Annotated in this window: 13 protein-coding genes; 8 read left to right on the forward strand and 5 right to left on the reverse strand. The window is 71.5% G+C overall.

The window, feature by feature from the left end; all coding sequences use genetic code 11:
• The first annotated feature begins 8 nt into the window (after positions 1–8).
• Positions 9–1760 carry a succinate dehydrogenase flavoprotein subunit gene (gene sdhA / locus BJP25_RS23600; RefSeq protein WP_075977192.1) on the forward strand — a complete coding sequence of 584 codons (1752 nt, stop codon included), beginning with the start codon at positions 9–11 and terminating at the stop codon, positions 1758–1760.
• Positions 1760–2545 carry a succinate dehydrogenase iron-sulfur subunit gene (locus BJP25_RS23605; RefSeq protein WP_075977193.1) on the forward strand — a complete coding sequence of 262 codons (786 nt, stop codon included), beginning with the start codon at positions 1760–1762 and terminating at the stop codon, positions 2543–2545. Before sdhA ends, BJP25_RS23605 begins: the two co-directional genes overlap by 1 nt.
• 53 nt (positions 2546–2598) lie before the next feature.
• On the opposite strand, the gene BJP25_RS23610 is transcribed toward BJP25_RS23605, so the two are convergent.
• Complete coding sequence (locus BJP25_RS23610; RefSeq protein WP_075977194.1) at positions 2599–3330, reverse strand: Clp protease N-terminal domain-containing protein; 732 nt, start codon at positions 3328–3330, stop codon at positions 2599–2601.
• A 303-nt stretch (positions 3331–3633) separates the two neighbouring features.
• On the opposite strand from BJP25_RS23610, the gene BJP25_RS23615 reads away from it, so the two are divergent.
• Positions 3634–4107 carry a hypothetical protein gene (locus BJP25_RS23615; RefSeq protein ID WP_075977195.1) on the forward strand — a complete coding sequence of 158 codons (474 nt, stop codon included), beginning with the start codon at positions 3634–3636 and terminating at the stop codon, positions 4105–4107.
• Between the two features lie 38 nt (positions 4108–4145).
• Positions 4146–4604, forward strand: a complete 459-nt coding sequence (locus BJP25_RS23620) for an HIT family protein (protein ID WP_075977784.1) — start codon at positions 4146–4148, stop codon at positions 4602–4604.
• Between the two features lie 60 nt (positions 4605–4664).
• Here the strand turns inward: BJP25_RS23620 and BJP25_RS23625 are convergent, their stop codons facing one another.
• Entirely contained in the window at positions 4665–6020 is a 1356-nt protein-coding gene (locus tag BJP25_RS23625) for a D-alanyl-D-alanine carboxypeptidase family protein (protein WP_084794430.1), read from the reverse strand.
• A 90-nt stretch (positions 6021–6110) separates the two neighbouring features.
• Between BJP25_RS23625 and BJP25_RS23630 the strand changes: the two genes are divergently transcribed.
• The 4 genes from BJP25_RS23630 (at position 6111) to BJP25_RS23645 (ending at position 8175) form a co-directional block, all read left to right on the forward strand.
• On the forward strand, positions 6111–6350 hold the full coding sequence (locus tag BJP25_RS23630; protein WP_075977196.1) for an SCO4848 family membrane protein: 240 nt from the start codon (positions 6111–6113) through the stop codon (positions 6348–6350).
• A 75-nt stretch (positions 6351–6425) separates the two neighbouring features.
• Positions 6426–7604 carry a saccharopine dehydrogenase family protein gene (locus BJP25_RS23635; RefSeq protein WP_075977197.1) on the forward strand — a complete coding sequence of 393 codons (1179 nt, stop codon included), beginning with the start codon at positions 6426–6428 and terminating at the stop codon, positions 7602–7604.
• A 63-nt stretch (positions 7605–7667) separates the two neighbouring features.
• The gene (locus BJP25_RS23640) at positions 7668–7958 is read left to right on the forward strand and encodes a hypothetical protein (protein ID WP_075977198.1); all 291 of its coding nucleotides are present in this window, start codon (positions 7668–7670) and stop codon (positions 7956–7958) included.
• The gene (locus BJP25_RS23645) at positions 7951–8175 is read left to right on the forward strand and encodes a hypothetical protein (RefSeq protein ID WP_075977199.1); all 225 of its coding nucleotides are present in this window, start codon (positions 7951–7953) and stop codon (positions 8173–8175) included. The genes BJP25_RS23640 and BJP25_RS23645 overlap by 8 nt, the downstream gene beginning before the upstream one ends.
• Here the strand turns inward: BJP25_RS23645 and yhjD are convergent.
• The 3 genes from yhjD to BJP25_RS23660 form a co-directional block, all read right to left on the reverse strand.
• Entirely contained in the window at positions 8172–9200 is a 1029-nt protein-coding gene (yhjD, locus tag BJP25_RS23650; protein ID WP_075977786.1) for an inner membrane protein YhjD, read from the reverse strand. The genes BJP25_RS23645 and yhjD overlap by 4 nt on opposite strands.
• A 68-nt stretch (positions 9201–9268) precedes the next feature.
• Positions 9269–10294: a tryptophan--tRNA ligase gene (gene trpS, locus BJP25_RS23655; protein ID WP_075977200.1), complete on the reverse strand. Its 1026-nt coding sequence runs from the start codon at positions 10292–10294 to the stop codon at positions 9269–9271.
• A 43-nt stretch (positions 10295–10337) separates the two neighbouring features.
• Positions 10338–10544 carry a hypothetical protein gene (locus BJP25_RS23660; RefSeq protein WP_143219273.1) on the reverse strand — a complete coding sequence of 69 codons (207 nt, stop codon included), beginning with the start codon at positions 10542–10544 and terminating at the stop codon, positions 10338–10340.
• Positions 10545–10836: the final 292 nt, after the last annotated feature.

The raw sequence follows: 10836 nt of genomic DNA on the forward strand, positions 1-10836 counted from the left end.
TTCCAGCTATGCAACTCCACAAGTACGACGTGGTGATCGTCGGCGCCGGTGGCGCGGGCATGCGCGCGGCCATCGAGTCGGGCCAGCGGGCCCGCACCGCGGTGCTCACCAAGCTGTACCCCACCCGGTCGCACACCGGCGCGGCCCAGGGCGGCATGTGCGCCGCGCTGGCCAACGTCGAGGAGGACAACTGGGAGTGGCACACCTTCGACACGATCAAGGGCGGTGACTACCTGGTCGACCAGGACGCCGCGGAGATCATGGCGAAGGAGGCCATCGACGCCGTCCTCGACCTGGAGAAGATGGGCCTGCCGTTCAACCGGACGCCCGAGGGCCGCATCGACCAGCGCCGCTTCGGCGGGCACACCCGCAACCACGGCGAGGCCGCCGTGCGCCGGGCCTGCTACGCCGCCGACCGCACCGGCCACATGATCCTGCAGACGCTGTACCAGAACTGCGTCAAGCACGGCATCGAGTTCTTCAACGAGTTCTACGTCCTCGACATCTGCATGACCGAGACGGAGAACGGCCCGGTCTGCACCGGCGCGGTCGCCTACGAGCTGGCCACCGGCGAGATCCACGTGTTCCAGGCCAAGGCCGTCGTGTTCGCCACCGGCGGCTTCGGCAAGGTCTTCAAGACCACCTCGAACGCGCACACCCTGACCGGCGACGGCATGGGCATCATCTTCCGCAAGGGCCTGCCGCTGGAGGACATGGAGTTCTACCAGTTCCACCCGACCGGCCTGGCGGGCCTGGGCATCCTGCTCACCGAGGGCGCCCGCGGCGAGGGCGCGATCCTGCGCAACGCCTCCGGCGAGCGGTTCATGGAGCGCTACGCCCCCACCATCAAGGACCTCGCGCCGCGCGACATCGTCGCCCGGTCGATGGCCCTGGAGGTGCTGGAGGGCCGCGGCGCGGGCCCGAACAAGGACTACGTGCTGCTCGACTGCACGCACCTGGGCGCGGAGGTCCTGGAGACCAAGCTGCCCGACATCACCGAGTTCGCCCGCACCTACCTCGCGGTCGACCCGGTGAAGGAGCCGGTGCCGGTGTACCCGACCGCGCACTACGCCATGGGCGGCATCCCGACCAACATCCACGGCGAGGCCCTGCGGGACAACGACAACGTCATCCCCGGCCTCTACGCCGCAGGTGAGTGCGCGTGCGTGTCGGTGCACGGCGCCAACCGGCTGGGCACCAACTCGCTGCTGGACATCAACGTCTTCGGCCGCCGCGCGGGCATCGCCGCCGCCGAGTACGCCAACGGCCGCGAGCACGTCGAGCTGCCGGAGAACCCCACCACGGTGGTCGACGACCAGCTGGCGCTGCTGCTCAGCGAGCACGGCAAGGAGCGGGTGGCCGACATCCGCACCGAGCTGCAGGCCACGATGGACGCCAACGCGTCGGTGTACCGCACCGAGGAGACGCTGAAGCAGGCCCTGCACGACGTGCAGGCGCTCAAGGACCGCTACGCCCACATCCAGGTCCAGGACAAGGGCAAGCGGTTCAACACCGACCTGCTGGAGGCCGTCGAGCTGGGCTTCCTGCTGGAGCTGGCCGAGTGCCTGGTGGTCGGCGCGCTGGAGCGCAAGGAGTCCCGCGGCGGGCACGCCCGCGAGGACTACCCCAACCGCGACGACACGAACTACATGCGGCACAGCATGTTCTACAAGCAGGGCGACGGCCTCAAGGCCGACATCCGGCTGGACTACAAGCCGGTCACCTTCACCCGGTACAAGCCGATGGAGCGCAAGTACTGATGACTGCGACTGTTTCCACCGAGGAGAAGTCGGGTTCCCGGGGCGACCTGCCCCCGGTGCCGGACGGCGCCGTGACGGTGACGCTGAAGATCCTGCGCTTCAACCCCGAGGTCGACTCCGAGCCGCACTGGGAGTCCTTCGGCGTGCCCGCCCTGCCCACCGACCGCGTGCTCAACCTGCTGCACTACGTCAAGTGGTACGTCGACGGCACGCTGACCTTCCGCCGTTCCTGCGCGCACGGCATCTGCGGCTCGGACGCCATGCAGATCAACGGGGTCAACCGGCTGGGCTGCAAGGTGCTGGTCAAGGACCTGATGGCCAAGGGCGGCAAGGACACCACCATCACCGTGGCCCCGATCAAGGGCCTGCCGGTGCACAAGGACCTGCTGGTCGACATGGAACCCTTCATGGAGGCCTTCCGGGCGGTCAAGCCGTTCCTCATCACCTACGGCAACGAGCCCACCCGCGAGCGCATCCAGTCCGCCGCCGACCGCGAGCGCTTCGACGACACCACCAAGTGCATCCTGTGCGCCTGCTGCACCACCTCGTGCCCGGTCTTCTGGAACGAGGGCAGCTACTTCGGCCCCGCGGCCATCGTCAACGCCCACCGCTTCATCTTCGACTCCCGCGACGACGGAGCCCAGGAACGCCTGGACATCCTCAACGACGCGGAGGGCGTGTGGCGCTGCCGCACCACCTTCAACTGCACCGACGCCTGCCCCCGCGGCATCCAGGTGACGAAGGCGATCCAGGAGGTCAAGCGGGCACTGCTGTTCCGCCGCTGACCACCTGACGACGAGGCCGCGCCCCCGCTCCGGGGGCGCGGCCTCGTCGCGTCTCAGCCCTGCCCCTCCTGCTGCGCGACGACCTGGCGCAGCATCCGCGCGATGGCCGCCTCCACCTCGCCCCTGTCCACGCCCACTCCTGACAGGACGCCGTCGCCCGCCTCGAACTCCAGCAGGGCCAGCAGGATGTGCTCGGTGCCGACGTAGTTGTGCCCCAGTTTGAGGGCCTCGCGGAAGGTCAGCTCCAGGACCTTCTTGGCCGAGGCGTCGAACGGGACGAGGTCGGGCACGTCCTGCTCGGCGGGGGGCAGGGCGGCCTCGGCGGCGGCGCGCACCTGGTCGGTGGTGATGCCCTGGGCGGCGATCGCCTTGACGGCCAGGCCCTGCGGCTCGGCCAGCAGCCCGAGGACCACGTGCGCCACGCCGATCTGGGTGTTGCCGTGCTGCTTGGCCGCCTCCTGGCTGACGACGACGACGTTGCGGGCGCGCGGGGTGTAGCGGGCGAAGCCCTCGTTGGGGTCCATCCCGGCGGTGTCGTCCTTGGGCACGAACCGTTTCTGGGCCGCCTGCCGCGTCACCCCCATCGACTTGCCGATGTCCGACCACGACGCCCCAGCCCGCCGCGCCTGGTCGACGAAGTGCCCGATCAGGTGGTCGGCCACCTCCACCACGTGCTCGGCCGTCATGACCGCGGTCTGAAGCTGGGCCAGCGGGTCCGCGTACACCTTCTTGATCCCCGCGATCAGCTCGTCGAGCCGGATCGAGGTCTGCACTGGTTCGCTCATGCGTCAACCGTAGGTTGACAGCCCTGCCCTTGTCAACCTTGGGTTGACACCACTCGATCGGGTCATCCGGGGCGGGAGCGGCCGGATTGTCGGTCCCCTGCGCCAAGATTCGCATCGAACGCGATCGAGGGGGAAGCATGGGGCGACGGGATCAACCGCGTGGTCCGGACGGCCGGTGGGTCGCCAGGGGCGGCGGCGCACTGGCGATCGGGACGGCCGGGATCATCGCCATCAGCGGCGCGGGCGGCACAGCGGGCACCGGCGCCGGGGTGGCGGGCGAGGCGGTGGGCAACAGCCGACACCGTGTCCGTCCAGGCCCGCAACTCCAGCCGCAGGGCCAAGGCGGACCAGGAGTGGAAGCGCTTGCGGCTGCGCACGGTGCGGGAGGCCGTGGACAACGCCGCCGACTGCGCCGTGCACTCCTACGGCGAGGTGCAGCGGTTCTTCCTGGCGCACCCGTGCCGCTCGCTCGACCGCACCCTGCTCACGCTCGCGGACCCGGACGGCGGCACGTTCGTGCTGTCGATCTCCTGGGTCCGCACCCGTTCGCGCTCGGACACCGCCGACCTGCAGCGGCTCATCGACACCGACGGCACCGGCAGCATCGCCCCGCTGGCGTTCTCGGCGCTCAAGGCCCGGGGCGTCCGCTTCACCGGCACCCCGTTCCAGTCCCGCCGATCGGGTGACACGCTGGTCGTGGCGGAGGCCGCAACCGTTTCCGGCACGCCGGGGGCATCCCTCATGGAGGGGAGTGTGGCGGCGGCTTCCCGCCTGTGATCTTCCACAAAGCGACTGTTCAGTCCAAGATCTACTCCGTGCACAACCACGCGCCCGCTGACTACGAGTGCCCCTTCTGCTACCTCGTCAGCGGCGGCGCGACCCCGCTCGACGGCCAGCAGGACGTCGTCCTGCGCACCCCGACCACCACGGCGTTCATCGCGGGCAGCTGGTGGCCCAACAACCGAGGCCACGTCATCGTCATCCCCAACGACCACCACGAGAACCTCTACGACCTCCCCCGCCACCTCGGCCACGACCTGCACGACACCGTCCAGCAGATCGCCACGGCCATCCGCGCCACCTACGGCTGCGAGGGCACCTCCACCCGCCAGCACAACGAACCGGCGGGCGACCAGGAGGTCTGGCACGTCCACACCCACGTCTTCCCCCGCTACCCCGGCGACGACCTCCACACCCTCCCCCGCCTCCCCGGCATCGCCCCGCCCGAGCAGCGCCTCCCCTACGCCGCCAAGCTCCGCGCCCACCTCAGCTGACACCCCGGACGGCAACCGGCCCGCCCCCGGGGTCGGGAGCGGGCCGGTGGTGCGGTGGGGTCAGCCCTGGGCGGCCATGCGGGCGGCTCGGGCGGCCTTGGCGCGCTTCTTGCGGAGCCACATGACCAAGGCGACGAGGAGGCCGACGCCCGCGGCGGCGACGAGGGGGACGCCGTAGGAGCCGAAGGCGGAGCGGTCGGCGTCGGCGGTGGGGCCGATGGCGGTGGTGCCGTCGGCGGTGGCGGCGTCGGTGGTCTCGGTCTCCAGGCCGCCCTCGGGCTTGGGCTGGGCGTCGGGGGCCTTGTCGACGAGCTTGCCGACGGGGGCGGCGCGGTCGGCCTTGAGGGCGAAGCCGTAGTCGAGGAGCTTGGCGGCCTGGGTGGCGACCGGGGCGGGGTTGAGCTCGCCGCGCAGGACGACGACGGCGAGGCGGTGGCCGTCGCGCTCGGCGGCGCCGAGGTAGGTGTGGCGGGCGTCGTCGGTGAAGCCGGTCTTGCCGCCGAGGAAGCCCTCGTAGGTGCCCAGGAGCTTGTTGTCGTTGTAGACCTTGAAGCCCGCCTTGCCCGGGTAGCCGGGGAAGTCGATGGACTTGGTGGCGACGGCCTCGGCGAACTCGCGGTGCTTCATGGCCGCGCGGAAGACCAGGCTCAGGTCGTAGGCCGAGGTGCTCATGCCCGGGCCGTCCAGGCCGGACGGGGTGGCCGCGCGGGTGTCCAGGGCGCCCAGCTCGCGGGCGAGGGCGTTCATCTTCTCCAGGGCCTCGTCGACGCCGCCGAGCTTGACCGCCAGGGCGTGGGCCGCGTCGTTGCCCGAGCGCATGACCAGGGAGAACAGCAGCTGGCGGACGGTGTACTCGCCGCCGGGGCCGAGGCCGATGCGGGTGCCCTCCTGCTCGGCGTCCTCCTGGGTGCCGACGACCTGCTCGTCGAGGTCGAGGTTGCGGATGACCACCACGGCCAGCAGGGCCTTGATCAGCGAGGCGGGCCGCTCCCGGGTGTGCGGGTCCTTGGCGGCGATGACGTCGCCGGTGTCGAGGTCGGAGAGGACCCAGGACGCGGCGGTGACGTCGCCCGCGGGCGGGGCGTCGGCGCCGCTGGGCACCACCAGCCCGCACTCCCCCATCCGGGTGCCGCCGACCGGCTCCTCCGGGATGGGCAGCGGCTCGGGCGAGCGCTGGCCCGGCTTGGGCTCCTCGGAGGTGTCGACCGGGGCGGGCGGGCGGTCGTGGTTCGGGCACGGCACGCTGGTGCGCTGCCCGGTCGGCGACTGCTCGGTGGGTGTGGCCTGCCCCTCGGTGCCCTGCTGCGACCGGCGGGGGGCGGCCAGGGCGCCGGGTGCCGCCAGCAGCGCCGCCACGACCAGGGCGCAGAGCGACACGAGGAGGGCGGGAACGGACCTGCGGGCTGCGGGGCGCACGCAAGCAGATTAGGCCCTGCGCCCACCGGCCGACGATCCGCCCTGTCACCCACACGGGAGGCGCCGGGGTCGGCGCTGGATACTCGGGGTGTGGAGTTGAGCCGCCGCACCTCGCTGTCCCTGCTGGCCTTCGGCGTGTGGTCGTGGGTCATCTGGCCCACGTTCCTCAAGAACATCTGGGCCGACCCGCGCTCGTTCGGCGCGGGCGGCGGGTGGACGGGGTTCCTCACCGTGCACGTGCTGCTCACGGCCGCGTCGCTGGCCTTCGGCACGGCCATCGGCGTGCTCGGCGTCCGCGGCTACCTGGCCCAGCGGCGCAAGGCGTCCTGACCGGGCCGCCGCGGCGGCGGGCGCGCGACCGGCTCGTGTGGCCATCCCCGGTTACCGGTGGGTAATGTCAGGGCCATGCCCGAGGGTCGCAACTACGACATCGTCCTGTTCGGCGCCACCGGCTTCACCGGTGGGCTGACCGCCGAGTACCTGGCGCGCACCGCCCCCGCCACGCTGCGCTGGGCGCTGGCCGGGCGCAACCGGGAGAAGCTGGCCGCGGTCCGCGAGCGATTGGCCGCGGTCGACCCGGCGCTGGCCGAGCTGGACCTGCTGGTCGCCGACGCCACCGACGAGCGGTCGCTGCGCGCGGTCGTCGAGCAGGCCCGCGTCGTGATCACCACCGTCGGCCCCTACATCACCCACGGCGACAAGCTCGTCGGCGCGTGCGCGGAGGCGGGCACGGACTACGTCGACCTCACCGGCGAGCCGGAGTTCGTCGACCAGACCTGGCTGCTGCACCACGAGCGCGCCCAGCAGACCGGCGCCCGGCTGGTGCACTGCTGCGGCTTCGACTCCATCCCCTACGACCTGGGCGTGCACTACACCGTCCGGCAGCTGCCCGAGGGCGTGCCGCTGAAGGTGGAGGGGTTCGTCCAGGCGGGCGGCACCTTCTCCGGCGGCACGTTCCACTCCGCGATCACCGCGTTCAGCAGGATGCGCAAGGCGGCGCAGGCCGCGGCGCAGCGGCGGCGGCTGGAGGGCAGGCCGCCGGGCAGGCGGGTGCGCGGGGTGCCGATGCGCCCGGTGCACGACTCGGGGCTGGGCCTGTGGGGTCTGCCCGCGCCCACGGTCGACCCGCAGGTGGTGCTGCGCTCGGCGCGTGCCGACGAGCGGTACGGCCCGGACTTCACCTACGGCCACTACCTCGGGTTCAAGCGCTTGCCCGTGATGGTCGGGCTGACCGGCGGCGTGGGCGTGCTGTTCGCGCTGTCGCAGCTCTCGCTCACCAGGAACTGGCTGCTCGGGCGCATCTCCTCCGGCGAAGGGCCCTCGCCGGAGCGCCGGGAGAAGTCGTGGTTCCGGGTGCGGTTCGCGGCCGAGGGCGGCGGGCAGCGGGTGGTCACCGAGGTGTCCGGCGGCGATCCGGGCTATGGTGAGACGGCGAAGATGCTCGCGGAGTCCGCGCTGTGCCTGGCGTTCGACGACCTGCCCGCCACCGCGGGGCAGGTGACCACCGCCACCGCGATGGGCGACAAGCTCATCGACCGGTTGGTGGCCGCGGGCATCACGTTCCGCGTCGTCAGCCCCGGCTGAGCGACCGCAACGGCGCACCGGTCTCCCTCACTGAAATGGCGCGACCGTCGGCACAGTGGCGCCATGAGCATCAAGGGCCTCACGCACCCTTATGACGGCGCCACCGCGTGCTCCCGGATCTACCGGCACGGCCACACCTTCCGCTGGGCCAAGGGCGACCGGTACGTCGCGGTCATGCGCGGCACGTGCGTCGAGCAGCGGCGCTTCCTCATCATCCAGGACCGGTTGCGCCCGCCGGTCCTGGAAGGACCGCAGCCGCTGGTGGACGCGATCCCGGCCGCGGGCGACTGGTCGGACACCGACCTGCTGCGCACCCTGGCCGACCTGTGGGCGCGCCGGAGCGGCCGTGGCTGAGTTCCTGTCCCTGGAGCAGACCGACCTGGTGACCGCGCTGGTCCGGTTGCGGGACAAGACCTCCGAGCTGGTCGTGCGGGCCACCACCGAGGGCCCGAGCGGCTGCCCGTGGCTGGAGTTGGCCGACGTCCTCGACACCGCGGCGCGGCTGTGCAGGCGGCAGGTGGTCCTCGACGGGACCGTCTCCCGTGGACAGTCCGAGCAGGACAGGCCCTAGGGCTTGCGGCGGCGCAGCAGCAGGGCCAGGCCCGCGCCGACCCCGATCAACCCGAGGGCTTGCTTGGGCTTGGGGGTGCCCGCCACCTCCAGCACCGGGCGGATCACCGCGGGCGCGGGCGGCTGCACCGGTTCGGTGACCGCGTTCTCCTTGGCGGTGGCGGTCCACGCCGTGATGAACAGGACGAAGCGCGACACCAGGTTCGCGAACACCAGCAGACCCACGACCGGGCCGACGATCGAGCCGAGCGGCCCGCCGAGGACGCTGGACAGGTACAGGGCGCCGACGGCCTTGAGCACCTCGAAGCCCACCGCGGCGGCCGCGGCGCCGCGCACCGCGCTGCGCACCCCCACCGCCTGCCTGGGCAGCCGGGCGATCACCCAGAGGAACACCAGGAAGTTCGCGCCCAGGGACAGCACCACGGTGATCACGTACAGCAGCACCGAGGCGACCACGGAGTCCCCGAGGCCCACCAGGTCGAGCAGCGTCTTGGACAGCCCGGTGCCGACCGCGCTCAGCCCGAACGACACCGCCATGGCGAGCCCGAGGCCGAGCAGCGAGAGCAGGTCGACGACCGTGCCGCGCAGGAACGGCGGCGACACCAGCTTGTGGCCCCACTGCGCGGTGAGCGCGTTGCGCAGGTTGCTCATCCAGCCGAGGCCGGTGTAGAGGGCCGACACCAGGCCGATGACGCCGACCTTGCCGCGCTCGTCGATGGCGGTGTCGATCAGCTTGTTGAGCAGGTCGCGCAGGGAGGGGTTGTCCGGGAGGGCGTCGGAGACGCTGTTGCGCACCTCGGTGAGCGCGTCCGGCTGCCCGGCCAGCGCGAAGCCGAGGACGGCGAAGGCGACCAGCAGCAGCGGGAACAGCGACAGGACGCTGAAGTAGGTGATCGACGCGGCGAAGTGGTTGCCGTAGCGCTCGTTGAACGCCTCGTACGCCCGCACCAGGTGGTCGATGCCCGGGCGCTTGCGCAGCCGGTCGATCCTGGACTTGACGCCGTTCTCCGACTGCTCGTCGCTCACCACTGCGAACCTAGGGCCCGCGACGATCACCCGCAACGCGAGAAGTCCTCACTTCCGCGCGGTGACGTCTACTTCCGCCGCAGGAACCCCACCCGGTCGTAGACCCGGTCGAGCGTCCCCGCCGCCACCTCGCGGGCCCGCTCGGCCCCCCTGGCCAGCACCTTGTCCAGCTCCGCGGGGTCGTCGAGGTAGGCCTGCACGCGCGCCCGCACCGGCGAGGCGAAGTCGGAGACGACCTCGCCCAGCTCCTTCTTGAGGTCGCCGTACCCCTTGCCCTCGAACGCCGCCTGCAGGTCGTCGACGGTGCGTCCGGTGAGCGCGGAGTAGATCGTGAGCAGGTTGGACACGCCCGGCTTGCCCTCCGGGTCGTAGACCACCTCGCGGCCGGTGTCGGTCACGGCCGAGCGGATCTTCTTCGCGGACACCTTCGGGTCGTCGAGCAGCTCGATGATCCCGCTGGGGGTGGAGGCGGACTTGCTCATCTTCGCCCCCGGCTCCTGCAGGTCGAAGATCTTGGCGGTGCCCTTGAGGATGAACGGCTCGGGCGGCTGGAACGTCTTGCCGAAGCGGCTGTTGAACCGCTGGGCCAGGTCGCGGGTCAGCTCCAGGTGCTGGCGCTGGTCCTCACCGACGGGCACGTACTGCGGCCGGTAGAGCAGGATGTCGGCGGCCTGCAGGATCGGGTAGGTGAACAGCCCGACGCTGACCATCTCCTGCTTGGCCGACTTGTCCTTGAACTGGGTCATCCGCCCGGCCTCGCCGAACCCGGTGATGCACTGGAGCACCCACCCCAGCTCGGCGTGCTCGGGCACCTGGCTCTGCACGAAGACGGTGGCGCGCTCGGGGTCGAGCCCCAGGGCGAGCAGCTGGGCCACCGACACCCGCGTCCGCTTGCGCAGCAGCTTGGCGTCCTGCTCGACGGTGATGGCGTGCAGGTCCGCGATGAAGTAGAAGGCCTCGTGCTCGTCCTGCAGGTCGACCCACTGCCGCACGGCGCCGAGGTAGTTCCCCAGGTGGAAGGAGTCGGCGGTCGGCTGGATCCCCGACAGCACCCGGGCCTTGCGCTCCGGCTGCGGCTGCTCAGCGCTCGTCACGCCCCGATCCTCTCAGGCGCCCACCGGCGCCCAGGACCCACCCTCAGCGCTCGACCGGCTCGACGACCGACCGCGGCGCGGGCACCTGCAGGGGCAGCTGCACCTGCTGCACCACCGGCTCCACCCGCGCATTGGCGGCCGACACGGGAGCCTTCTTCCGCCGGAACAACCCGACGACGATGCCCCCCACCCCCACGGCGACGGCCGCGATCCCCACGGCCCCCATCGGCAACCCGGTCGAGTTCTGCACGACCACAGGGTCAGCGGCAGCCACCTGCGCCCCCACGACGACCATCGCCGAGGCAGCACCCACGGTGCACACCACCCGCCGACCCACCGCCACCCGTGAACCAGACAAGACCAAACCGTCCCTCGATTGGGTTAAACCCCACTGCCGGACAAGCCAGAAGCTACCGAAAGTGTCAACCCCACCCAGCAGACCAAACACGATCGGATGTCCCCGGACACTAGCCCCCACCATCCGGCCCAACCACCCCGACCCCCTCGTTCCACCACCCACCGCACCCACCCCACCGCCCCCA

The organism is Actinokineospora bangkokensis, from assembly GCF_001940455.1.
GTDB classification, from domain to species: domain Bacteria; phylum Actinomycetota; class Actinomycetes; order Mycobacteriales; family Pseudonocardiaceae; genus Actinokineospora; species Actinokineospora bangkokensis.

Bases quoted from the DNA above. Each gene is read 5' to 3' on its own strand.
- sdhA (WP_075977192.1), top strand. From the start codon at position 9: ATGCAACTCCACAAGTACGACGTGGTGATCGTCGGCGCCGGTGGCGCG.
- BJP25_RS23605 (WP_075977193.1), top strand. From the start codon at position 1,760: ATGACTGCGACTGTTTCCACCGAGGAGAAGTCGGGTTCCCGGGGCGAC.
- BJP25_RS23610 (WP_075977194.1), bottom strand. From the start codon at position 3,330: ATGAGCGAACCAGTGCAGACCTCGATCCGGCTCGACGAGCTGATCGCG.
- BJP25_RS23635 (WP_075977197.1), top strand. From the start codon at position 6,426: ATGCCCGAGGGTCGCAACTACGACATCGTCCTGTTCGGCGCCACCGGC.
- BJP25_RS23640 (WP_075977198.1), top strand. From the start codon at position 7,668: ATGAGCATCAAGGGCCTCACGCACCCTTATGACGGCGCCACCGCGTGC.